The sequence below is a fragment of the Brevibacillus gelatini genome (assembly GCF_050920745.1).
Lineage (GTDB): Bacteria > Bacillota > Bacilli > Brevibacillales > Brevibacillaceae > Brevibacillus > Brevibacillus gelatini.
In genome coordinates this window covers 1796612-1820815 of record NZ_CP154342.1, presented here as the reverse complement: position 1 = coordinate 1820815, position 24204 = coordinate 1796612, and the positions used below count along the sequence as shown (strand labels likewise).

14 protein-coding genes, 1 riboswitch and 1 other annotated feature are annotated in these 24204 nt (G+C 53.0%); of the genes, 8 read left to right on the top strand and 6 right to left on the bottom strand.

From position 1 onward, the window contains the following. Position 1: 1 nt before the first annotated feature. The gene (locus AAFJ72_RS08970; protein ID WP_432776817.1) at positions 2 to 5533 is read right to left on the bottom strand and encodes an AAA family ATPase; all 5532 of its coding nucleotides are present in this window, start codon (positions 5531 to 5533) and stop codon (positions 2 to 4) included. 289 nt (positions 5534 to 5822) lie between these two features. Here AAFJ72_RS08970 and AAFJ72_RS08965 point away from each other — a divergent pair, with 289 nt between their 5' ends. Then, complete coding sequence (locus tag AAFJ72_RS08965) at positions 5823 to 7016, top strand: transposase (protein WP_432775933.1); 1194 nt, start codon at positions 5823 to 5825, stop codon at positions 7014 to 7016. Positions 7017 to 7341: 325 nt separating this feature from the next. Here the strand turns inward: AAFJ72_RS08965 and AAFJ72_RS08960 are convergent, their stop codons facing one another. Together AAFJ72_RS08960 and AAFJ72_RS08955 are read right to left on the bottom strand one after the other, a co-directional pair. Beyond that, a complete protein-coding gene (locus AAFJ72_RS08960; protein ID WP_432776816.1) occupies positions 7342 to 8490 on the bottom strand; it encodes an MFS transporter in 1149 nt (382 codons plus the stop codon). 128 nt (positions 8491 to 8618) lie between these two features. Beyond that, the gene (locus tag AAFJ72_RS08955; protein WP_432776815.1) at positions 8619 to 10217 is read right to left on the bottom strand and encodes a peptide chain release factor 3; all 1599 of its coding nucleotides are present in this window, start codon (positions 10215 to 10217) and stop codon (positions 8619 to 8621) included. A gap of 189 nt (positions 10218 to 10406) precedes the next feature. Between AAFJ72_RS08955 and AAFJ72_RS08950 the strand changes: the two genes are divergently transcribed. The 4 genes from AAFJ72_RS08950 to AAFJ72_RS08935 all read left to right on the top strand — a co-directional run bounded on the left by AAFJ72_RS08950 (position 10407) and on the right by AAFJ72_RS08935 (position 14033). After that, the gene (locus AAFJ72_RS08950) at positions 10407 to 11927 is read left to right on the top strand and encodes a carboxypeptidase M32 (protein WP_432776814.1); all 1521 of its coding nucleotides are present in this window, start codon (positions 10407 to 10409) and stop codon (positions 11925 to 11927) included. Positions 11928 to 12114: 187 nt separating this feature from the next. After that, a complete protein-coding gene (locus AAFJ72_RS08945) occupies positions 12115 to 12258 on the top strand; it encodes a hypothetical protein (RefSeq protein ID WP_170163407.1) in 144 nt (47 codons plus the stop codon). A 131-nt stretch (positions 12259 to 12389) separates the two neighbouring features. Next, positions 12390 to 12968 carry a mismatch-specific DNA-glycosylase gene (locus AAFJ72_RS08940; RefSeq protein ID WP_432776813.1) on the top strand — a complete coding sequence of 193 codons (579 nt, stop codon included), beginning with the start codon at positions 12390 to 12392 and terminating at the stop codon, positions 12966 to 12968. Between the two features lie 78 nt (positions 12969 to 13046). Then, positions 13047 to 14033: a CotS family spore coat protein gene (locus AAFJ72_RS08935; RefSeq protein WP_432776812.1), complete on the top strand. Its 987-nt coding sequence runs from the start codon at positions 13047 to 13049 to the stop codon at positions 14031 to 14033. Positions 14034 to 14113: 80 nt separating this feature from the next. On the opposite strand, the gene AAFJ72_RS08930 is transcribed toward AAFJ72_RS08935, so the two are convergent. Together AAFJ72_RS08930 and metH are read right to left on the bottom strand one after the other, a co-directional pair. After that, positions 14114 to 15979, bottom strand: a complete 1866-nt coding sequence (locus tag AAFJ72_RS08930) for a bifunctional homocysteine S-methyltransferase/methylenetetrahydrofolate reductase (protein ID WP_432776811.1) — start codon at positions 15977 to 15979, stop codon at positions 14114 to 14116. Positions 15980 to 16013: 34 nt separating this feature from the next. Then, positions 16014 to 19460, bottom strand: a complete 3447-nt coding sequence (metH, locus tag AAFJ72_RS08925) for a methionine synthase (RefSeq protein ID WP_432776810.1) — start codon at positions 19458 to 19460, stop codon at positions 16014 to 16016. A 117-nt stretch (positions 19461 to 19577) separates the two neighbouring features. Further along, a riboswitch (SAM riboswitch) is annotated at positions 19578 to 19678 on the bottom strand. 210 nt (positions 19679 to 19888) lie between these two features. On the opposite strand from metH, the gene AAFJ72_RS08920 reads away from it, so the two are divergent. The 3 genes from AAFJ72_RS08920 to argS all read left to right on the top strand — a co-directional run bounded on the left by AAFJ72_RS08920 (position 19889) and on the right by argS (position 22751). Next, on the top strand, positions 19889 to 19996 hold the full coding sequence (locus AAFJ72_RS08920; protein WP_432776809.1) for a YjcZ family sporulation protein: 108 nt from the start codon (positions 19889 to 19891) through the stop codon (positions 19994 to 19996). Positions 19997 to 20153: 157 nt separating this feature from the next. After that, positions 20154 to 20648: a hypothetical protein gene (locus AAFJ72_RS08915; protein WP_432776808.1), complete on the top strand. Its 495-nt coding sequence runs from the start codon at positions 20154 to 20156 to the stop codon at positions 20646 to 20648. A 43-nt stretch (positions 20649 to 20691) separates the two neighbouring features. Then, positions 20692 to 20959: a binding site (T-box leader), on the top strand. Between the two features lie 76 nt (positions 20960 to 21035). Continuing rightward, positions 21036 to 22751 (top strand): arginine--tRNA ligase, encoded by a 1716-nt coding sequence (gene argS, locus AAFJ72_RS08910; protein ID WP_432776807.1) that lies wholly within the window; start codon positions 21036 to 21038, stop codon positions 22749 to 22751. Positions 22752 to 22916: 165 nt separating this feature from the next. Here the strand turns inward: argS and AAFJ72_RS08905 are convergent, their stop codons facing one another. Beyond that, complete coding sequence (locus AAFJ72_RS08905; RefSeq protein WP_432776806.1) at positions 22917 to 24104, bottom strand: thiolase family protein; 1188 nt, start codon at positions 24102 to 24104, stop codon at positions 22917 to 22919. Positions 24105 to 24204: the final 100 nt, after the last annotated feature.

The window sequence follows — 24204 nt, the reverse complement described above, 5'->3', positions numbered from 1 at the left end:
GCTAATTCTCTCCCAGTTCGTAAAGCTGATAAAACAGCTCGTCTTCGCTGCTGCCGAGCATTTGGAAGAAACTGTATCGATTAAATACATAGTGATCCGAACCACGGGTCTCCCGCCGGATGATGTTAAGCTCATCCATTTCCTCCAGCAAGGCCTTGACGCTATCTTCCGACAAGTTCACTATCTTGTTGATGTTGAACTCTTTGCAAACCTCGATTATGTCCTGTGCGGAAGAGCTTTGACCAATTCCGACCACGTAATAGCGGTACGCGATCGCTTTGGCCAAAATATCATACAAATTATCAGTATCAAGTTGCAATGTAATGCGGAACTTGTTCTCAATTTCGGTAAGAAGTTCCCTTTGTCCAAGCAAAGTCTTGATATGCTTCTCGTCAAGCAAATAGGGCGGATTGGCGTTTTCATTATAATTGCCGTTGCGATAACTGTCCGTGATCGCTTCGATCAACTTTTGGCAATAAAAATGAATCAGGCCAGGATAATAGTTCGTCTTCGCAAGAATAAGACTGATGATATCCTCTCCATTTTCTTCAATCCGAAATCCGAGATAATGCAATGGGCGAAGCAGCAAGTCGCGAGCATCCAAGTATTCCAATGGCCGAATGGTGATATGACCCAGATGGGCAAGTACGCTGTTGCCACCAAGCAGTCGCTTGTTGAATCGGACAACGTCGCGAAGTCCCGCAAGAACAAATTTGAATTGTCCATTGAACGTATCTTTCAGTTCTTTCAGGATTTCAAGCGGCTTGTTTTGGCAACTCTCGCAGCTTGCGAGAAACGCATCGGCTTCGTCAAGCAACAGCATTAGTTTGTGGATGGGACGATCCTTGTCCAAAAGTCTTGTACGCAGTGCAATTCGCAGCTCGTCCCACGTGTTGCAAGGCTGCGTTAATACCTTCTCAATAACCAGTTCTTCGCTCATAATCCGAAGCGTTGTATCCGTATTTTTCTCCCGCAAATCAACAAAGACTGCATATCGACCTTTTTCGGGATCATGTTCCCTGTTCTTTGCTTCCCGCAGCAATGCCGTTTTACCAAGCTGCCGTCCACCGTATACAAATACCGGGCCGTTCATGCTCCTGATTTTCTCCAGTTCATCGGTTCGACCAATGAACATTTCTGGCGGAATCCCGCCGACAGGGATATATGGTTGAATTTTGCTTGATGGCAAGGCAATTCTAAGGAAGGCATCGGCCCGATCCGTTTGACTGTATCCGGCCAGAAACAGAGCCATAACTCGGTCAATGACAACGATTATTTCCGGAATGGATCGCAACTTGATGGACTTGGCCAGCAGTTTTCTGTCAGCCAGCGGGAGCGCATAATCAAGTACAACGATTGTCGCTGCCCCATTTCCCGAACCACGCTGTGTTACTTCATCCAGCAAGTTATCGGCAGTCCGTACGCCAGCCATAGCCAGCACACGAACTCCTTTTCGCACAGCCTCAGTCCCAAACTCCTTGAATGGATGAGGATACTGACCTAATTGGGCATCACGTGCCGCCGGGAAAACATAAAATTCATTTTCTCGTTCTTTCACCACTTTCTCTACCTTGTGAAACAACAGTTGTTCCATGAACTCGCTTATTTGCTGAGGCTGCAACTTGTACCATTGCCGGATCAACTTTTCCGCACTAGCCGTGTTCCGGTTGTTCTGATTCGGAAACAACTGGCTACGGACAGATTGGTTGTATACACGGTAAAGATCATCGCGTTTATGCGCGTTGCACGCTTGGAAAAGTCCTTGGTATCGCTCAAGAAACACTTTGTACAAATCACTGTCAAACATTTGAAGCGACGGAGTGTCTTTTCGGCCACTGGCAGCAAGCTGTATGTAATCCTCAGCAACTGTCATATTGCGTCTCTCAAGCGCGCGTTCAATTTTATCGAGAATCGGCCACTGTCGCAGCACTTCTTCATCGCTTGCCAGATCGTCGCGATCCGCACTGAGCAGGGTGTCCTCTTTCAACGCATCCAAACGGCTGCGAGTCGCTTCCATTCGCGTGTCAGAGCCTCTCACAATTTGTGCGCGGCAGTGTACAAGCAAGCGCTTGAAAAACCCGACATTGAGCGTTTTCTCCGCATGCTTTTTAGCAGCTTCCGCGAGCTTGATATAGCCATACATTTCGTCATTGCTCGCCATTTGGCCATAATTTTGTGCGAGCTCCACTTCTGCCCTGAAATCATCATTATATTTCATGAGTTGCTGTGGTGCCTTGCGCCGTGTCTCACTCACTGTCGTGTCAGACAGCCGCTCACCAGAACGCTTGGCAATCAAATCGTACATGCCCATGTCGTAGTTACGTAACGCGTGGTCAGCAGCCTCTTCCCACGTTTGAAACTTCTTGCTGTGATGACGCAACAAGCGTTCCCTAAGAGTATAGCCGGCAACAGGTTGAATGGATGGGAGCCACTCTTCATCCATGATCGGCAAATAGTCAGAATCCAGTTCGATTTCTCCAGAAAGCAGCAATGACTCATAAAAGTGCTGCTCGCGTTCATCGTCTGATTCTTCAAAGGCAGCTTGCAAATCGCGAATTGTGGAATGAAGCAGACCATGGCTTACCTTGTCCAGTAAAATTGATTGCTCCTCCAGTTGCTTCATCGCTTCAAAAACAAGCTGTTGTGATTCTTGACGCGCTTTGCTAGCCATCTCAGGCGAAATATATGTTGACCCACTCATGGAAGTTTCAGCGCATCGACATGCATAGTACCGCAATAGCGGATCTGTCGCTTCACGCAACCAATTTCTCATCCGGTTACGAAAAGCCCCGGTAAGCATTGTGCTTTTGTCATTGCTCACCCAGTTGCTCATCCCGACCCAATACTTATCAAGGAATTGCTCCAGTTTTGCATCGGTTGGCTTAAGATCAGGACCGACTGAATCGACGGACAAATCGGTCTCTGTGAACAGTTGGCATACTTCGCGCAATTCGGCTAACCGCATTCCGGGTGCATTTTGCAGATAGCGAGTCATGAGGCCGCTATTACCATACAGTTCAACAACCATCTCCTTGATCTTCGGATGGTTGATTTTAGACATCGTATTGCGAGGGAAAACCGTTTCGATTGTCTCTTCGATGTGCTTCTCTACCTGTTTTATTGCCAATTGAACGTCGAGCTGGTCGCGAACATCAGATGAAACGCAATACTTGATGCCAATATTATTCCGGTCAATAAACGTCCAGAAATGACCAATCAGCTTCTTTATGCTAGGGAAAGTTTCGAGTACGTCGCTCGATATGTCGTTGCTAATTTGCTTCCAGCGATTTTTCAAACGATAATCATTTGGATCTTTGGGATCAAAAAAGATTTTCAGCCACATGGCGGCTTTGACGGAGTCATCCAGCATCTCGAACTCTCCGTACGGAAGGGTAATCGGCATGTCGGCAAGCGTATGCCAGTCCTCTTCACGACAAAGTGGATCATTGAGAATGAATGATATTTTGTCACGCAACACCTCAACGTCTTTTGAAAACCCGGCTACCGTATGCAACAACAACATGCCTTCTGCCCAGTTTCCTTCCGCGAGTCTACTCAGCGCGCTTTCGACAACCTCATTCAGGTCATCGGCGCTTACCAGGGCAGATGATTCAGACTTCTGCTGATCGCTTCGTTGAGTTGGCCCAGTTTCAACTACTTCATCTTGAAAAACAGGATCAATTGTCCGAATTTCCAATTGATCCTGCGGGGCCGAGACCTCTTGAGTCGCAGCCGGCTCTGTCAGTGGCTGTTTGGCACAACTGCTGCCGGTATTCGTTTCGGGCAGTTGGAACAATACGGACAACTGATCCGAGCCTTCCTTGCCTCCGATGATAGGAAGCAAATTTTCGATACACAAATAATAGGCTTGCCGCTCAGTGGAAGACAGCCATTCAACCCAGTAAGTGCCCTCCCTCATCGAATCAACTACGACGAGAGGAATGCAGTTATTTTTGTTATTTGCCATCTCGATGACGAGTGCAAGATCTGTTTGTGGATCTTTAGCATCCAGAATACCGGGAATGAGCAGATAACGGCTCCTTGTTTTCTTATCGGCCACTTCCCGATGTGGAAAAGGCTGCATGATTACCTGCGTCGCCGTCAATTGCTCTGGTACATGTTTACTCAGCGCTTGCAGCGCTACATTGATATGTTGCACGCGAAAGAAATCTGCGACCGCAACGCCTCTGTCGCTGCCAAACATCTGTCGGGCTTCTTCCGTTTCGGCAAAAAGTTTCTTTTGGGAGAGAGTTTGCAACAGCCGTCTGCTGGAGTCTTTTTGAAATGCCACTGCTCCATACATGCTAAGCGTGTAAAAAACTTCGGATTTTTCCGCCAGCTCTACGACATGCTCAGTCACATACCCTTTTTGCACAAGCTTTTTGATCGTGTTCCGCACGATTTCATCTGGATTACCAGATGTACGGCCACTTTCACGCATGGGGTTTGCCCATATGGTTTCAAGCTGACTATCGGCAACAACCCTATCGTTGTACAAACAGCACATAATCAAAGCTGGCAAACGCGGTATGACCGATGCCTGCTTCAACTCTCCCTCAAATTTATTAGACGAAAAATTGTTGATATTTTTCTTTTTGTAAATGCAGTCATACTTGACTGTCGTGAAGTCAAACAAACTTTCTTGGGCTTTGGCAAATGCGTCATTGAACGGTGGGGCAGTTGTCGCTTGTTCAAGCGAACTCATGAGGCAGGACGCCAATGGCTCCCTTTCAGGAATAGAAGAAGCTCCGTCAAATACTTTTGAAGTATCTGGCGTGGGACAATCCACGCGATCGGTGGAAATACCAGGGAGAATCTCTTTGGTTTCATCAGCTATCGTTGTCTCGGCGAAGGCGTTTGAGACGGCTGAACGGTCTTCGAAACCTTTTGACTCTTCCTCTGCTTCAGCAGTATGCCCTGCTATAACAATACCTGCGGCCTCTTTTCTGTCGTCTGAAAAATCATCATCCGGCCAAAAAAGCCAGTTCTGCTCCAGTGCGTACCTGGTGGCTACCCCGATTGATTTTGTAATCTGCTTGTACATGTCTGCATGGTCGTCAGACTCCGCAGGATTACGGATAAACTGTACAACCTTGGCATAGACTTCTCCGGCTTTTGCCAGTTCCTCTTCAGACAACTGTTGCAGCAAGCTTTCTGCTTTGGCTTGTTGTTGCACGAATTCTTGGGCAACTGCATCATCCAGGCATTGGAGTCGAACGAACGCCTCGATAGATCGCTGCGCCCGCTCTACCCTCGCCAAAAGAAGGGATGAGCGTTCCAGATCGTCCACGATTTCTTTTAATTCATCTACGCTAGACGGTCTGTCATAAGTTGATGGGATGGCATTGAATGTCTCGTTCTGGATTTGAAGCACAGAAATTAACGAATTCTTTATGGATTCATACGCTTCCTCTGACAGCATCTCGCCAGATTCCAGTCGGGATAGCATTTCTTTCAATTGATAAGAAGCACTGTCCCGAGCGAGTATGAACCGCTCCATCAGATGCTCCCATTTATGTCGTTGATCTGACACACTTTCCCTCCTAACTATCTTTTCAAGCTCATTTCTAGTCCTTTTTCCAATTTCAACTCCTCCCCGGATTGTTGTAAAAAAACAATTTTTTCCACTATACAGCCAAAGTGATATTTCACTTATAAACTAATTCTCTCTTTTATTATTCCTTCCTTTTCATAAATGAGCATTTTGCAAAAATCTGAGCCCTTAAGACACAAGGATTTCTAGGGATAAAAAAGGGACTTCACCCCGACTTGGAGAAGTTTTCAAGTGACGAAACAAGAAAACCCAAGGGAGGGAAGTCACCTTGTATATTCTCCAAGAAAGTCTGTTTTCCTTCGAGGAACTGCAAAAACTTGAATCCAAAGAACGATTGCCTATCTTTTTCAGCGCTCTTGACCTACGTCCTTACGCCAAAGAACTAAGAAGCCGTTCACCCCGTGGCGCTGACGGTCATTGCAGACAAGGAATTCTTCGAGCTTTGCTTGCAGCTCCGCTTGAGAATATCAGTACGTTCACCGGCCTGCACCGTCGGCTGGATATGGATCTTCGTTTTCGCTATCAATGCGGACTTCGGCTTGATCGGGAGGCTCCTTCCGTGGCAACGTTGAGCCGCGTCTTTGCCGATTTGACGAGTAAAGACCTGGCCAAGCGACTTTTTGAGGATCTGGTCACACGCTGCAAGCAAGAAGGCATCATCGATGGATGTCATGTGGCCATCGATAGTGCCGCGATCCATGCTTATGAGAAGAAACAGCCGAAACGTAAAAGCGAGCTCACGGGCAATGCAAACTGGGGAGCCAAGTTTGACTCCTTCGGCAACAAGATAAAGTGGTTTGGCTACAAGCTCCATCTCGCCGTCGACACCAAAAGCGAACTGCCGATGGCACTGGAAGTCACACCGGCTCATGTCCATGACGGTGATCTAGCACCGAATCTGATGGAACAAGTTGCTGTTAGAACCAAAGTGGAGTTCTTTGTGCTTGATGCCGGGTACGACCAGCTCAAAAACTACGAAACAGCACGGAATTTGAAAGCACAGGCTATCATCCCGATGAACCTTCGTAACGAGAAGGAACCGCCCGCTGGTATGATGTCGAACGGAACGCCATGCTGCTCCATGGGGTTTCCGATGACTTATTGGGGAGCGGTTGGGGATATTTTGAAATTCCGCTGTCCCCATGCTACGGGTAAAGTAGACTGTCCACTCGGAATGGCCGCTTGTTCGTCTTCCAATTATGGGATGGTCGTTAAGGTGGATACAACCAGTGATCTGCGCCGCTACTCCACACCGCACCGGGATAGCAAGCGCTGGAAAGAACTGTACCACGAACGAACTAGCGTGGAACGATGCAATGCCCGCTTGAAAACCTTTTTAACTGCTGACGCGATGCACGTGTGGGGAATCCGGAAAGTCACGACGCACCAGTACCTGAATGCCATTGTACTGCTGGCTTCTGCCCTTGCTATGGCGGGGCATTCAAGCAAAGCCGCAGCTTAAATTTTTCAGCATAAACGAAAATTCTGCAGGTCTGCCCATTTTTCCAAAAAGCCATCACAGCACGACATTGAAACCAACCACGGACCATATAAATCTGTTGTCTTTTTCTCGAAAATGGAATTATGCAAAATGCTCAAATAATAATTTTAATCACATTTTTTTGATTTTCTTTACAACAACGAGAAAAACCCATTCTTTAACAGCAAGTCTTTACAATTCGGCTGTCCTTTCCTTTTCGAATTTCCTCCTTTTTCCTATATTCATAAAAAACGACATCCAGTTTCTCATCTATCACACCATGGGAACTGCAAAAAACTCTCCCTCCCTACCGCGTAACCCCGCTCAGCAACAACCGATGCAATCCGCCGATCAAACACGCCCCTGCCGTCACAAAAAACGAAAGAAAGTACGAGTGATGCCAATTCCCCAACAAGCCCGCGATGACCGGGCTCAGCACCGCCCCGACGGACAGCACCGCCGAGTAGATACTGAACACGCTGCCGTACAGCTCGCGCGGCGAGTGCACCGTCAGGATGGTCGCAAACGTCGGGAACAGCAGGCCGAAGCAGGCGCCGAACAAAAACATCATGAGCTGCATCGGGATTGCCACACCGAGCGCCAGAATGTACAAGAGCACGCTGAGTACGCCGAGTCCTGCGAAACTTCGCGTCTCTACCGGTACTTTGTACAGCCAAAACTGGAAGAGAATCGCGAGCGCCCCCAAGCCTTTCAAACTGAACAAAATTCCGGTCACGGCTGGCGACATCCCTTGCTTTTGCACGAGCAATGGCACTTCGTAGATGATCGTCCCTTGCGCGTACATGATCGCAAACCCGCCCAAAAAAGCCGGATACAACATGCGATTCTCCATAATCGTCAGGAGGCCCCTCCGCCCTTCCACCTTTGGCAATGGCTCGGATGGCATGCCGCCAGCCACTTTGGATGGAAGCGCGAGCCAGGAAAAAACGCCCGCCACAATCATGATGTAGCCGAGAATGACAAACGACTGGCCGTAGCCGAACTGAACGGCAAAAAAACTGCCAACCGCAGGTGACACAATCCCCGCTGTCGTGAGCACCAGTCCTTTTTTGCCCATGATCTCGCCTTGTTCGAGTGCTGTCTTGCCTGTCTCGCCGAGCATCGCCGAGCAGGCCGGAGAAACGAAAGCCATGACAAAGCCGAGCATCAGCCGAAAAGCAAAAAAACTGCCCGTATGCGTCACGACACCTTGCCCAATCAGCATGAACCCGGCGAAAATCAAGCCTCCGGCAATAAACCACTTTTTCGGAAACCGATCGAGAAAAGGTCCCGCGATGAGGTTCCCGGCCAAATTGCTCACCGCATAGCCGCCCAGCACAAAGCCGATCAAGGCAGCGGACACACCTAACAGATTCAAATACGGCGCCAGAAGCGGCGTCTGTGCGTGCATGTCAAAGGCAACGAGAAACAGCACGACCAACAGCAATACCCTCAACGCATTCCCTTCCTCTCATCCCGCCTGTCTTTGTCCCAGTATATGAGGGGAGTCGTCCAGGTAGGATAGGAAAAGCAAAACAGGACCCCGCCACAGCGATGAGGTCCTGTTCTTGTTCTTTTAATCGGTTATGCCTGCGTCGCCTTCAAGCCGAGCGAGCTTTCGTGGAACTTGATGGACGAATACTTTTCCATGGCAACCCGCAGTTGATACTCGCTTTCAAACAGCATCACCGGGCGTCCATAGCGGTCCGTAACCGTCTTGTTTTTCACGGCGTCAAGTGCTGCCTTGTCGCCTTCCAGCCAACGCGCAATCTGGTACGGCATTCTCGTCAGCATGATCTCGACTCCGTACTCGGCCTTCAGGCGGTATTCCAGCACCTCGAACTGCAGGACGCCGACCACGCCCAAAATCAGCTCTTCCATCGGATAGGTGCGGAACAGCTGCACTGTTCCTTCCTCTGTCAGCTGCATGATCCCTTTTTGGAACTGCTTGTGCTTCAACGCGTCTTTCACCATCACCTTGGAGAAAAACTCCGGCGAGAAGTGCGGCATTTCCTCGTATTCGAACTGTCGGCCGACACAGAGTGTATCGCCGATCTGGAAAATGCCCGGATCGAACAAGCCGATGACGTCACCAGCATACGACTCCTCGACAATTTCGCGGTCCTGCGCCATGAACTGCACAGGCTGGGCCAGCTTGATGTCTTTGCCGAGACGCACGTGCTTCACGGTCATGCCCCGCTCGAACTTGCCGGAGCAAATACGCAAAAAGGCGATACGGTCCCGGTGGGCCGGGTTCATGTTGGCCTGGATTTTGAAAATGAAGCCGGAAAACGGATTCGTGTACGGATCGATCAGGCCGATGTTGCTCTTTTTCGCAGAAGGCGCTGGCGCCATTTGCAGGAAGTTGTCCAGGAAGGTCTGCACACCGAAGTTGTTGATCGCACTGCCGAAAAAGACAGGCGTAAGCTGTCCTTTTGCGATCAGCTCGGGATCGTATTCGTCCCCGGCGACATCAAGCAAGGAGATTTCCTCCTGCAACTGCTGCCACAGCTCCTGACCGACGCGCTCACCGATCATCGGATCATCTGCTCCCTCGACCGGGAAAAACGAGATTTCCTCGTGCTGCGTGTCGCTCTGGTACAGCTCGACGCGGGATTTCATCCGATCGTAGACACCGCTGAAGTAGCTGCCCATGCCAATCGGCCAGTTCATTGGGTACGAGCGGATGCCCAGCACACGCTCGATTTCTTCCAATAGCTCAAACGGGTCCTTCCCGTGGCGGTCGAGCTTGTTGACGAAGGTAAAAATCGGGATGCCCCGCATCCGACAGACTTTGAACAGCTTGATCGTCTGCGCCTCCACCCCTTTTGCCACGTCGATAATCATGACAGCGGCATCGGCGGCGGTCAGCGTGCGGTACGTGTCCTCACTGAAGTCCTGGTGACCAGGGGTGTCCAAAATATTGATATGGTGCCCTTTGTATTCAAAGTCCATCGCACTGGACGTCACGGAGATTCCGCGCTTTTTCTCGATCTCCATCCAGTCGGAGGTGGCATGCTTGGAGTTTTTTCGGCCTTTGACCATCCCTGCCTCACGAATGGCTCCGCCGTAGTAAAGCAACTTTTCCGTCATCGTTGTTTTACCCGCATCCGGGTGGGAGATGATGGCAAAGGTGCGGCGTTTTGCTATCTCATTTTCCCATTGGGGATTGGTTTGACTCATCTTCATTCTCCTGTCATCGCAAATAAGGTGCCAGATTGTTTTCCTATTCGATTATACCGACAAATGCGTCCTGCATCCACCTAGTAATTTTTCTTGAAACCAGTATAATAGCAAGTAGCAAAAATTTTTTGACTGCATGACATACATAATCTAAGGCATCATTAAGCACAAACGCACAGGAGGGACTTCATGACAACGAATCTCGAAACACGCGCGGCCGATTTTCGGGCCTATGTGAAAAAAATGACCAGCTACAACCAGGCACTCGCCGTCCTGCACTGGGACAAAGCGACAAAAGCTCCACGCAAAGGCATGGATGCCCGCTCCGAGATCATCGGTGTGCTGGCTGGCGAGCAGTTCAAGCTGGCGACGTCCAAGGAAATGGAAGCATTTCTCGCCGAACTGGGCGAACCGTCCGCCCTGGAAGCACTCGATGAAATCACCCGTCACAGCGTTCTCGAATGCAAAAAAGAATTTGAGCGTAACAAAAAAATTCCGGCTGACAGATACCAGGAATACGTCATCCTCACCTCCCAGGCGGAAACCGTATGGGAAGAAGCGCGGGCGAACAACGATTTTTCCATGTTCCAGCCGTACCTGGAGAAAATCGTCAACTTCCAGCTTGAGTTTATTGAATATTGGGGACACGACGGCAAACACAAGTACAACACCCTGCTCGACCTGTACGAGCCTGGCATGACCGTCGATCAGCTCGATCCGATTTTTGCCACCTTGCGCGAAAAAACCGTCAAGCTGGTCAAAGCGATTGCCGATTCCCCGAACAAGCCGGACACGTCGTTTTTGCACAAAAACTTCCCGGTTGCCGAGCAGGAAGCGTTCAGCCGCTACATCCTGGAGAAGATCGGCTACGACTTCAAGGCGGGCCGTATGGACAAGAGCGCGCATCCGTTCTGCACGACCTTCAATCCGGGAGATGTGCGCATCACAACCCGCTACGATGAAAATGATTTCAACTCCGCTCTGTTCAGTTGCATTCACGAGGCGGGCCACGCGATGTACGAGCAAAACATCAACCCCGAGTTGCTGTTTACCCCGCTGTGTGACGGCACCTCGATGGGCATTCACGAGTCGCAGTCCCGCTTCTGGGAAAACATGATCGGACGCAGCCTGCCGTTCTGGAACCACTTTTTCGCGGATTTGCAAAAGGCATTCCCGACGCAGTTTGCGGGCGTGACTGCCGAAGACCTGTACCGCGCCGTCAACTCCGTGACCCCGTCCTTCATCCGCACCGAAGCTGACGAGCTGACGTACAACCTGCACGTCATGATTCGCTACGAGATCGAAAAAGGGCTCATCAACCAGACGATCCAGGTGGCCGATCTGCCGCAAATCTGGAACGAAAAAATGAAGGAATACCTGGGCATTGAGCCGCCTACCGACGCGTTGGGCGTTCTCCAGGATGTGCACTGGTCCGGCGGCAGCTTCGGCTACTTCCCTACCTACTCGCTCGGAAACGTGTACGCTGCCCAGTTCGCCCATGCAATGAAAAAGGAGCTCGACGGCTTCGAGGAGTTCGTGGCAAACGGCGATTTCGCGCCAATCCGCGCCTGGCTGAAAGAAAAAATTCATCAGTACGGCAAAATGAAAAGCCCTGGCGAACTCGTGCAAGCGATCACCGGAGAAGGCACCAACGCCACATACCTGATGGATTACCTGGAGAAAAAATATACCGACATCTACAAACTGTAACAGGTTGTCCCCACAGCGTTCCCCGTCCGGGAGCGCTTTTTTCCTTTCTCACTTGAAATCGCTTCCTTTTTGTTCACGTTCCGGCCACCATTTCTTCACGCCTTCGTCACAGTTTCCCAGCAAGAAACCGCGAAAACAGGAGTATGATGGAGATGTAAAACATTTCCACCAAGTGAGGGATAATCTTATGATTCAATCATTGTCACGCTGGTTGTGGGGCAAGGAAGAATACGAAGTCGTTCCGTTCGAGACGAAAAAATACGTCCGCAATGAAATGGAACAATTCATCATCAACGAGCCGGAGCAACTGCTGCCGTACGCTCAACTGTAATTTTCACGACGAATCAGAACTTCTTTTACCGATACGCTGCCAGCCATCTGGCAGCTTTTTTTGCGTGTTTCTGCAAGCGTTCTCACATGTGCTACAATGTGGAAAACAACCAGAGTCGGAGGGAATATGCATTGGTCGATTTTACGCAAAAACGGCTTCCTACCTATATCCGCCGCGATCTGGCGGTTTTGTTTTGCGGCATCAATCCTGGGCGCGTCTCGGCAACGGCAGGCTTCCACTACGCGAACCCGGCGAATCTGTTTTGGCGCGGTCTGTTCGAAGGGGGGCTTACTCCCCGACAGCTGCGGCCTGAGGAAACGGCTCTGCTGCTGGAATACGATTACGGCATTACCGATCTCGTCTCCCGCCCGACCCGCTCGTCACAGGACCTGACTCGCGACGACTTCACAACCGGGGCCGAACAGTTCGTCGAGATGGTTCGGACTTATCGCCCGCGTGTCATCTGCTTCAATGGCATTACCGCCTTTCGCCATGCCACCGGCCAGAAAAAAGCGGCTGTCTCTCTCGGCTTGCAGCCGGAAAAAGCGTTTGGCACCGCTGATTGGCCCGGCAGCTACCTGTTCGTGATCCCGTCCACCAGCGGGGCCAACGCGTCGTACACGCGTGCGGAAAGAATCGCCAAATTCGCCGAGCTTAGCGCTTTTTTGCGAAAAAAAAACTGGCACCCGCTGCCTTTGCCGCCCGGCTAACGCGAATTTGTGTCACCTCCGCTCTTCGCCAGGCGTACGATAATGGTACGCTCAATACACAAGGGAGGCGCAACCCGGATGGACGACCTCATCCGCAAGATCGAGAAAAGTTACGGCTTGACTGTCATCCGGCACGAAAAGCTTCGCGAAACGCCCAAGTCGCTCGTCGTTTTTTTCGAAACCTCCATCGGCAGGTTCATCGGCAAAGTATCGTATTTGCCAAAAGAGCGCCATCATTTCATCCTGAACGCAGAAGCGTATCTGCGCAAAAAAGGCATTCTCATCCCCAACATTCAACGGACGAAAAGCAGCAAGCGGTACATCATGTGGAAGGACAATCTGTTCGTCCTGCATCAGTGGCTGTCCTGGCGGAAAGTCGCCTACAATTCGCCAGTGCGGCTGGCGCAGATCGGCGCTTTGCTCGGACAGTTCCACAAAAGCTCGCTCGGCTTTACCTCCCGGCACGGCGAGCTTTACAACGGCGCCAAAAAATGGACGGAGGAATACAAGGCAGACCTGACCAGCCTGGAAAAATGGGAGCTGCGGCACCGCGACAAAAAGCAGCCGAAATTCTCCGCCATCGTCGAGTACCTGCCCTATTTTCGCCAGGCAGCACAGACAGCACACGAGCATCTCAAGTCGTCCGCCTATTTTGCCAAATGGAAAAAAGCGGCGCTCAAACGCCACTTCCTCTGCCACGGCGACTTCAACAACGGCAATTTGCTTACGCGCAACAAACAGATCGCGATCATCGACTGGGAAGATGTCCGCTACGACTTTCCTTCCAAAGACATCAGCCGCGTGCTTTCGCTTGCCATGCGCAAGCACGGAAGCTGGAACGAGCAGTTGTTTGTCTACCTGCTTCGAAGCTATTTGCAAGAAAACCCGCTGTCAGCCGAACAGCTTCATCTGCTGTTTGTCGATCTCGCCTTTCCACATATTTTCGAGCGCTTTTTGCGCATGAAGCAATACGAGCAAATGGATTTGGCGCACATCCAGCAATTTTGCACACGGGAAGCATTGAAGACGGCATACATGCTCGACGAACTAAAAGCCCTCGCGTAAAAGACAGAGGCTGTTGCCTGTCTGTAGCGAGGGCTTGTTGGCATATGGAGGTAAAGTGGGCTTCTTGGACCGTATAACCGCTACGGCTGCGCCAGTTTGACCAGGGCGCTCTGCTGGCGCACGTAGGCGATCAGCTCCACTGTCATTTCGTAGTAGTTGAATGGCGTAATCAGGTAAATCCCGTTGAAATAGCGAATGGCCTCATCGAGCAGCTCTTTTGCCATGGCAATCCCTTCCTGTCTGGCCGCTGCTCCCTGTACCCGTTTCATCCGCTCCAGCGCTTCCGCCGACAGCTTGATGCCCGGCACCTCGTTGTGCAAAAACTCGGCGTTGCGGGAACTGGTCAACGGCATGATGCCGATAAAGACAGGAATCCCGATATGCTTGGTCGCCTCGTATACCTGCCGGATCGATTCGACGTCGTACACGGGCTGCGTCATAATGTAATCGGCCCCGGCTTCGACTTTCTTTTCCAGCCGGGCGACGGCTGCCGCCAGATTGCGGACGTTCGGGTTGAAGGCTGCGCCCACGATGAACTGGGCCTTTTGCTTCAGCGGACGTCCCGAGAACGAAATGCCTTCGTTCAGCTGCTTCACCATGCGAATCAGATCAAACGAGGTGACGTCAAACACCGAGCTTGCCCCCGGCAAGTCGCCGAAGCGCGACGGATCGCCCGTAATGACGAGAATCTGGTCAATGCCGAGCGCGTGCAGTCCCATCAGGTGGGATTGCTGTCCGATCAGATTGCGGTCGCGGCAGGCGAGGTGCAGCAGCGGATCGATGCCGTGCCTGTTTTTCATCAGTGCACCAAGTGCCATGTTGCTCATCCGCACAGTCGCGAGCGAATTGTCTGCCAGCGTGATCGCATCCGCCCCTGCCTTGTGCAGCTCGCAGCATCCTTCCAAAAACTGTTCGGCGTCGAGATCGCGCGGCGGGTCAAATTCAACGATGATCGTCGTGCCTGTTTTGACGCGGTCCACAATGCTCGGCTTTTCCCGCTCACGCAAGCTTTGCACGGAAATGTGCGGGCGCTCTCCCTGGGGAACGGGCGGATTCACGCGGGCTTTCGGCTTTTGCGCGGCGAGTGCGTCCGCCATCGCCTTGACGTGCGCAGGAGTCGTTCCGCAACAGCCCCCGATCAGGCGAACCCCTTGGTCCCTCAGGCGCAAGGCGCTTTCGGCAAAATATTCGGGAGACGACTTGAAGGCGTACTCCCCGTCCGTCATGCCCAGCCGCCCTGCGTTTGGAAACGCGGACAGCAGCGAATCATCCGGGAAAATCGTACTTTCAAAAGAGCGCAAAATTTCAGCCGGGCCCAATCGACAGTTCAACCCGATTATGTCCGCCCCTGCTTTTTTCAACTGCGGAAAAGCGTCCGTCAGCGCGTAGCCGTCGCGCGTCCGTCCGACTTCCAGCGTCGCAAGCTGGGCGATGATCGGCACTTCTGTCAACGGGCGAATGACCTCAATCGCAAGCAGCAGCTCCTCCAGATCGAGGAACGTCTCCAAAATGAGCGCGTCTACGCCTGCATGAAGCAGCGCGATTGCCTGTTCCTCGTACTGGTCGCGGTATTCATCCAGCACCTTTTTCTTGACCCGTCCAGCCAAAATTGAGCCGATGCTGCCCGCTACATACGCATCATCCTGTGCCGCTTCGCGGGCGATTGCCACAGCGAGACGGTTGATCCGCGCCACCTTGTGCTCCAGGCCGTAGCGGCTGAGCGCGTCGCGGTTCGCGGCAAACGTATTTGTCTCCAACAGACGCGCCCCCGCCTGATAGTACGACGCATGGACTTCATGCACCACACGCGGGTTCGATAAACACAATTCTTCAAAGCTGACGCCAACCGGGGCACCCAGCGCATGAAGCTGGGTGGCCATGGCCCCGTCTCCGACCAGCAGATGATCTTGCAAGTATTCCCGTAGGTCTTTCTTGCTCGTCGTCAACTCAATCCCTTCTCTCTCATTTTCATTAGACGTTCTATGCTTCAAACACCGACGGACCCGCGTTGAAGTAACGCGCTTCCGGGTGGGCAAACACCATTGCGGATACAGAAGCTTCCGGCTCCATCATGAAGCCTTCTGTCAGTTGAACGCCGATGTCTTCCGGCCGCAGCAGGCGGAACAGCTGTGCCTGATCTTCCAGGTTCGGGCAAGCCGGATAGCCGAACGACACGCGAATGCCTTGGTAACGGGCACCGAAGCGCTCCAGCATGGTCATCTCCGCCGGGTCCGGAATCCCCCAAGCGTCGCGCATCATGTGGTGAATCCGCTCTGCGAACGCCTCTGCCAGCTCCAGAGCCAGCGCCTGCAGGACGTGCGAGCGCAAGTAGTCGCCGCGATCCTTCAGTTCCGTCGACCGCTCACGGATGCCGCCACCTGTCGTCACGGTCAAAAAGCCGACGTAATCCATTTCCTTGCTCTCGACCGGGCGCAAGAAATCGGACAGACACAGATGCGGATCTTCCGGCTGACGCGGGAACGAGAAGCGTTCCAGCACCTTGCTGTGATCGGCTGGATCGTAGACGAGAATGTCGTTGCCGTCCGCTTGTGCCGGGAAAAACTGGTACATACCGTGCGCGGTAATCGTACCGTGCTGCTTCGCTTCCTTTAACAGCTCCTCGACGATACCGTACAGCTCCAGCACTTTTTCGTCGCCCGCTTCGAGCAGCTTATCGACATTGCCGCGCACGCCCAGATGCTTGCCGAGCAGCATGCGCAAGTTCAAGTACGGCTGCAAGTGGCTGATCGGATATTGACGCAGCACATGGCGGTCGCAATCCGGCGGCAGGTGGATCGGAACGGTTCTGCTGATGGCAGAGCGTGCCGGGAGCGGCGCTTTTTTCTCCTGCACGACAGGCTGTGCGGCAGCAGCCGCTTCGACCAAATCCTGCTGTTCTGCGATCAGCCGCGCACGCTCCTGCGGGTTTTGCAGACGGTTGACGAGATCGAGGCCGTCCATCGCGTCTTTGGCGTACAAGACAATTCCGCGGTATTCCGGGGCGATCCGGTTGGAGGTAAACTTGCGGGTCAACGCCGCTCCCCCGACCATCAGTGGCACGTCGATGCCCGCAGCCCGCAAGTCCTGTGCGGTAATGACCATCTGCTGGGCCGACTTCACCAGCAGCCCGGACAGGCCGATTGCATCCGGCTTCTCTTCCCGGCAGGCAGCAATCAACTGCTCGGGCGGCACCTTGATCCCCAGGTTCACGACTTCGTAGCCGTTGTTGGCCAGAATGATCTCCACGAGATTTTTCCCGATGTCGTGCACGTCGCCTTTGACGGTCGCCAGCAACACTTTGCCTTTGGACGCCGAATCGCTTTTTTCCATGAACGGCTCCAAAAACGAGACGGACGCTTTCATGACTTCCGCACTTTGCAGCACTTCGGCAACGATCAACTGGTTTCCGTTGAACAGGCGGCCAACCTCTTCCATCCCGGCCATCAGCGGCCCGTTGATGATCTCAAGCGGCGTGTACTTTTCCAGAGCCAGCTTCAAATCGTCCACCAGACCGTCCTTCGAGCCTTCCACCACATAGCGGGCCAGCCGCTCTTCCAGCGTCAGCGTGGAAGCTTCCACGCGCACTTCTTTTTTCTTCTGGCGGTAAAACTCGGTGAAGGCTGCGAGCGTCTCGTCATTGGTTTCAAACAGCAGCGCTTCCGCCAGCTTTCGCTCCTCCTCGGGAATGGAAGCGTAGCGCTCCAGCTTCTCCGTATTGACGATGGCAAAATCAAGCCCGGCGAGCGTCGTATGGTACAAAAACACTGCGTTTAGCACTTCCCGTCCCGCTGGCGGCAAGCCGAAGGAAACGTTGCTGATGCCAAGGATCGTCTTGCACTCCGGCATTGCTTCTTTAATAAGGCGAATCCCTTCCACTGTCTCCCGCGCGGAGCCGATATATTGTTCATCTCCGGTCCCTACCGGAAAGACGAGCGGGTCAAAAATAATATCCTGCGGCGGGATGCCGTACTGGTTGACCAAAATGTCGTACGAGCGCTTCGCGACTTCCAGCTTTTTCTCGCGGGTCAGCGCCATCCCGGCTTCCTCGATCGTCCCGACGACGACAGCCGCGCCGTACTTGCGGATCAGCGGGGCCACTTCCTCAAAACGCGCCAGTCCGTCCTCCAGGTTGATCGAGTTGAGAATCGCTTTTCCCTGGGAATAACGCAGGCCCAGCTCCATCACTTTCGCGTCTGTCGAGTCGATCATGAGCGGCGCCTTGACCTTTTTCACGACGAATTGCAAAAACTTTTCCATGTCCGCGTATTCGTCGCGATCCGGGTCTGCCAGACAGATGTCAATGATCTGCGCTCCGCGCTTCACCTGCGCGCGCGCAATATCGGAGGCTTCTTCGTATTGCCCTGCCGCGATCAGGTCGCGGAATTTTTTCGAGCCGATGACGTTTGTGCGCTCTCCGACCAGAAGCGGGCGGTTGTCGTCCTCGACGTAAACCACATCAATCCCGGAGATGGCACTGACAGGCTGCACGGTAGCCTGCCGCGGCTTGCAGTCTTTGAGCGCCTCGGCCATGGCCCGGATATGTTCGGGTGTCGTTCCGCAGCAGCCGCCCGCCACGTTCAGCCAGCCCTGCTCTGCAAACGCGCGCATTTTCGCAGCAAGCCCCTGCGGCGTCTCATGGTAATGTCCGTTTTCATCCGGCAGCCCCGCGTTGGGATAACAGCTGACGCCGCATTGTGCCAAGCCGGACAAGGTGCGCAGATGGTCGCGCATGAATTCCGGCCCCGTCGCACAGTTCAGGCCGATTGTCACGGGCTGAAGGTGCGCAAGCGAGACGTAGAATGCTTCGATGTTTTGCCCCGCCAGAGTCGTGCCCATCGGCTCGATGGTTCCGGACAGCATCACCGGCAGCTCGACCTCAAGCTCATCAAACGCCTTGCGAATGCCGATGCCGCCAGCCTTGACGTTCAGCGTATCCTGCGATGTCTCCAGCAAAAGGACGTCCACTCCGCCGAGAACCAGCCCTTTTGCCTGGCGGTAGTAAGCCTCGACCAGCTCCTCGAAGGTGACGCCGCCTGTCAGCGCGAGCGTTTTCGTCGTCGGTCCCATCGACCCCGCCACGTAGCGCGGCCATTCTGCTGTGGAGTACGCGTCGACTGCTTCCTTCGCCAAACGGGCGGCAGCGATATTCACTTCCAGGTCTTTTTCCGCCACGTCGTACTCGGCCAGCACAACCGAGGTCGCCCCGAACGTGTTCGTCTCCACGATGTCCGCTCCGGCCTCCAAATATTTTTCATGGATGGAGCGAATCAGATCGGGTCTGGTCAAATTCAGCAGTTCGTTGCAGCCGTCGTAGGCTTCGCCGCCAAAATCATCAGCGGTCAGGTTCGCCTGCTGCAGCATGGTGCCCATCGCACCGTCCAGAATCAGAATTTTTCGGGAAAGCTGTTCACGAAATGTGGGTTTCATTGACGTGCTCCTTTTCTCCCTTGCATCGGTTTATTTTCAGCCGTTTTTTTGCATCAAAAAATCCTCTTCCTTGAAAGAAGAGGATTTGTCCGCGAATACACTTGCGCCTGAACCATCCTCTCATCTTTCAAAGCCGTAGCTTTGCTGGAATTGGCACCGGATTTTAACCGGTTGCCGAGGCTTCATCAGGCCAGTCCCTCCGCCTCTCTTGATAAGAGTTGTACCATGCTATTCATTTTTGCCACTCAGGTTTGAGGTTTGAAAGTATCTTAACACCGCAAAAACTCTTCGTCAATTGAGAATTTGTCTATTCTTTTTGCACTTCCCACTCTTTACGCGCCCATTTTTACTCCTACCGGGCATTCGCCCACGCCATTCTGTGCGTTCGTGTATAGACTGTAACATAACGGAAAGGAGGGGGAACAAACGTGAGTACATCTTACTGCGGAAATGGCATTTTTGGAGACAGTTTCGCACTGGTGCTCGTACTGTTTATCCTGCTGGTCATTGTCGGGTGCTCGTGTGACGACTGCTAATCATGCGAATGAGAGGACAGAAAGAGGCTATCCCCTGCCTTGCTTGCGGCATGCAGGGATGGCCTCTTTTTCATGTGTTCTTCCAGCGTTCATTGTCAGCGCGAAACGCTTTTGCTATCATGAGGCTTACCCACACCGATGAAAGGAACGATTGACAATGGACGCTCTGTTCGCGCGTGAAAAGGACGAATTTCTGTCCTGTATAGAGACGGTAAAAGAGCTGGAAAGCTCCGATTTTGAAACCTACTCCATCGTTAAGCATACGGAGACAGGGGAACATTACTTGCGCTACTTTTTGTCACACATCAACCTGTCAGAAGGGGGCCGCAGGGACGACTACGATCATTTCCTGCCGCTTGACTCCGATGACGTCCTGGCGCTGATGTTCGGCGAGCAGCCGTACCGCTTTCCGGAAAACTGGCGCTCTCCCTATCTGCGCAGCGGCAACGACAATCGGCTCATCCCGTTTGATCCATCGGAAAACTACAATCTGGAGAAGGAAGCGGCTGCCGAACTGGCGATGGTGGAACGACTGGAGCTTTACAAGCAGCAGTGGATGAACGCCGAAAACTTGAGTGCGGAAGAAAAGGAAGAGCTGACGAGACAATATTTCGCCGAGCTCGACAAGATTTTGAAAAAAGCCGAAGAGTAAGTTGCATCCTGCCACCTAAAACGGCTATAATGCTAGAGAAACAAGCAAATCGTTGATGAGGAAAGTACTCCTGGAATGAGGCTTTAGCGAGTCGGGGACGGTGGAAGCCCGATGCCAAACCATGTGAGGAAGCGCCCCTCGGAGATGCGGCCTGAACATCCGGCGAAGCAATTGGTGCCTGGATCGCGTAGGGTTTGCCGGGTCTGCCCGTTACAGCAGCACAAAGCGGTTTTTGCCTGACGAACATATGAACGCATGCAGGCAAAAACAACAAGAGTGGCACCGCGGGAGCACAACCTCTCGTCTCTTTGATCCAGGAGACGTGGAGGTTTTTTTATTTTCTTTTGCGTCCCTTATGCTTTTTTCCATTTTGAAAGGAGAATCACAATGAGCTACAAGCACCAAGTAGCGGAAAAAATCGCCGCTGCCCTCACCTCACTCGGTGTGGACACCTTCACTGCAGAAACGGTTTACGGCATGCTGGAAACGCCGCCAAACCCTGCAATGGGAGACATCGCCTTCCCTTGCTTCCAACTGGCGAAAGCGCTCCGCAAAGCGCCGCCGATGATCGCCACAGAGCTTGCCGAAAAAATCGCGGGAACACCACTGCGCTCTGTGCAAGCAGTCGGCCCTTACGTCAACCTGTTTCTCGACCAGGAAAAGGTGGCGGCACAAGTAATCGGAACGATCCTTGAGCAAGGCAGCGCCTACGGCAGCAGCCAGGTTGGACAAGGCCGCAAAGTGCCGATTGACCTGTCCTCGCCGAACATCGCCAAGCCGTTTTCCATGGGCCATCTGCGCTCTACCGTAATCGGCAACGCGATTGCGAACATCATGGAAAAACGCGGCTACCAGCCTGTGCGCATCAACCATCTGGGCGACTGGGGCACGCAGTTCGGCAAACTGATCGTCGCCTACCGCTTGTGGGGAGACGAGGAAAAAGTAAAAGCCGAGCCGATCAAAGAACTGCTCAACCTGTACGTGCGCTTCCACGAAGAGGCGGAAAAAGACCCGACGCTGGAAGAACAAGGCCGCGAATGGTTCAAAAAGCTGGAGGACGGCGATGCAGAAGCACAGCATCTGTGGAAATGGTTCCGTGACGAATCGCTCAAGGAGTTCATGAAAATTTACGAGCTGATGAACGTCTCCTTCGACTCCACGCACGGCGAAGCTTTCTACAACGACAAGATGGATCGCGTCGTCACCCTGTTGGAAGAAAAAGGACTGCTGACCGAATCGGACGGCGCGCTGGTCGTCAACCTCGACGAGTACAACATGCCGCCGTGCCTGATTAAAAAATCGGACGGTGCGACGCTGTACGCGACGCGCGATCTGGCTGCCGCCCTGTACCGCCACGAGACGTACGACTTCGCCAAAGCGCTCTACGTCGTCGGAAACGAGCAGCGTCTGCACTTCCAGCAGCTGTATAAAGTTCTGGAAAAAATGGGCTATCCTTGGTCCGCTGACATGCACCACATTCCGTTCGGCATGATGCTCAAGGACGGCAAGAAAATGTCCACCCGCAAAGGAAAAGTCGTTTTGCTGGAGGAAGTATTGGCACAGGCGATTGCCGACGTGCAAAAAGTGATCGAGGAAAAGAACCCGACGCTCGCGAACAAGGAAGAAGTTGCCCGCCAGGTTGGGGTCGGCGCTGTCATTTTCCACGACCTGAAAAACTACCGCCTGAACGACATCAACTTCTCCTGGGAAGAAATGCTCACCTTCGAGGGCGAAACCGGACCATACGTGCAGTACACACACGCCCGCGCCTGCTCGCTTCTGCGCAAAGGAGGCTACCAGCCGCAAACGGCAGCGAGCCTCGTACCAGGCGCTTTGGACAGCAAGGAAGCATGGGCGGTCATTACCTTGCTGAACGCCCTCCCTGAGGTCATCGAACGGGCCAGCGACAACTTCGACCCGTCGCAAATCGGCAAGTACGTCATCGACCTCGCGCAGTCGTTCAACAAGTTCTACGCCAACGTCCGCATTCTCGCCGAAGAAGAAGACGTGAAAGCGTCCCGCCTCCAGCTCGTGGCAGCAGTGGTAGCCGTGCTGAAAGAAGGCCTGCGTCTGCTCGGACTGGCTGCGCCAGAGGAAATGTAAAAACATAAAAAGCCGGTAAGCCTGCCTTGTCAAAGGCGGCTCCGGCTTTTTTAGATGAAAAATCACGAAAGCCGGCAGCCTTCCTGCTTACAGGAGGCTCCGGCTTTTTTGCTTCCACGAGTTCGGAGTGGCCCTTCGACTGGGTTTTTCCTTTTTTTCAAAATCTTACGAGGACAGCGTCATGTTTTCATAAATGACGGACAGACCCATTCCGCCTGCCATGCAGAGCGTCACCATGCCGTATTTGACACGGCTGCGTATCATTTCATTCATCAGGGTGACGGTCAGCTTCGCACCTGTGGCCCCTACCGGATGTCCAAGCGCGATTGCGCCGCCGTTGACATTCACCTTGGCCGGGTCCAGCTCCAGTCCTTTTATGACAGCCAAGGCTTGTGCGGCAAACGCTTCGTTCAGCTCGATCAGCCCGATGTCGTCGAGCGTAAGCCCGGCCTTCTGCAACGCTTTTTGTGTGGCAGGTACGGGGCCAATCCCCATGATTCCCGGCTCGACTCCCGCGCTGGCAAACGCCTTGATTTTGACCAACGGGGTCAGTCCCGCTTCCTCTGCTTTTTCGCGGGACATCATCAGGACAGCTGCTGCGCCGTCATTCATCGGACAGGCGTTGCCTGCCGTGATTGTCCCGTCCTGTTGGAAGACGCTTTTCAGCTTCGCCAGGTCTTCAAGGTTAATGTCGTGCCGCACAGACTCGTCCTGGTCAAAGACACGCGTTCCTTTGCGCTCCTGAATGGTAATCGGCACGATCTCGCCGGCGAACTTGCCTGCGGCAATGGCGGCGGCCGCCTTTTTGTGGCTCTCGTAGGCGAAGCGATCCTGTTCCTCGCGGGAGATGCCGTACTGCACGGCGAGCCGCTCAGCCGTATTGCCCATATGCTCGCCTTCCAACGAACAGATCAAGCCGTCAGACAAGAGCGCATCTTCCATCGTCAGGTTGCCGAATTTGCTGCCCCAGCGATTTTTCACCAGGTACGGCACATTGCTCATGCTCTCCACGCCGCCTGCGATCACCACGTCCTCCTGCCCGGCCATAATCGCCAAAGCACCGCTGCTGATCGCTTTCAATCCTGAGCCGCACGCCTTGATGATGATATGTCCGTATACGTGGCGGGGAAATCCGGCCAACTGCGAACTGATGCGTGCTGCATTCAGCCCCCCTCCGTGCACGTAACCGTTTCCAAAAATCACTTCTCCCACTTCCTGCTTCGGAAAAGCGGCCTTTTCCATCAAGCCCAACAGCACCTGCCGCCCCAGCTCTGTTGCCGGCACGTCTCGCAAGCTTTTGCCGAATGCGCCGACTGCACTGCGCACGCCGGCGACAATGACTACTTCTCTCATCGTTACACTCCCTTTTCATTTGCCGCGTTACAGGGACCCGGTTCAAAATTCGCGTGTCCACACTTTCTGCGGATAGACGTCTGTTTTTTCTGACAAAACT

What these genes read in the sequence shown, in the direction of transcription:
- AAFJ72_RS08955 (WP_432776815.1), bottom strand. Translation starts at nt 10,217, where the DNA reads ATGAGTCAAACCAATCCCCAATGGGAAAATGAGATAGCAAAACGCCGC.
- AAFJ72_RS08935 (WP_432776812.1), top strand. Translation starts at nt 13,047, where the DNA reads ATGGACGACCTCATCCGCAAGATCGAGAAAAGTTACGGCTTGACTGTC.
- AAFJ72_RS08945 (WP_170163407.1), top strand. Translation starts at nt 12,115, where the DNA reads ATGATTCAATCATTGTCACGCTGGTTGTGGGGCAAGGAAGAATACGAA.
- AAFJ72_RS08950 (WP_432776814.1), top strand. Translation starts at nt 10,407, where the DNA reads ATGACAACGAATCTCGAAACACGCGCGGCCGATTTTCGGGCCTATGTG.
- AAFJ72_RS08905 (WP_432776806.1), bottom strand. Translation starts at nt 24,104, where the DNA reads ATGAGAGAAGTAGTCATTGTCGCCGGCGTGCGCAGTGCAGTCGGCGCA.
- AAFJ72_RS08915 (WP_432776808.1), top strand. Translation starts at nt 20,154, where the DNA reads ATGGACGCTCTGTTCGCGCGTGAAAAGGACGAATTTCTGTCCTGTATA.
- metH (WP_432776810.1), bottom strand. Translation starts at nt 19,460, where the DNA reads ATGAAACCCACATTTCGTGAACAGCTTTCCCGAAAAATTCTGATTCTG.
- argS (WP_432776807.1), top strand. Translation starts at nt 21,036, where the DNA reads ATGAGCTACAAGCACCAAGTAGCGGAAAAAATCGCCGCTGCCCTCACC.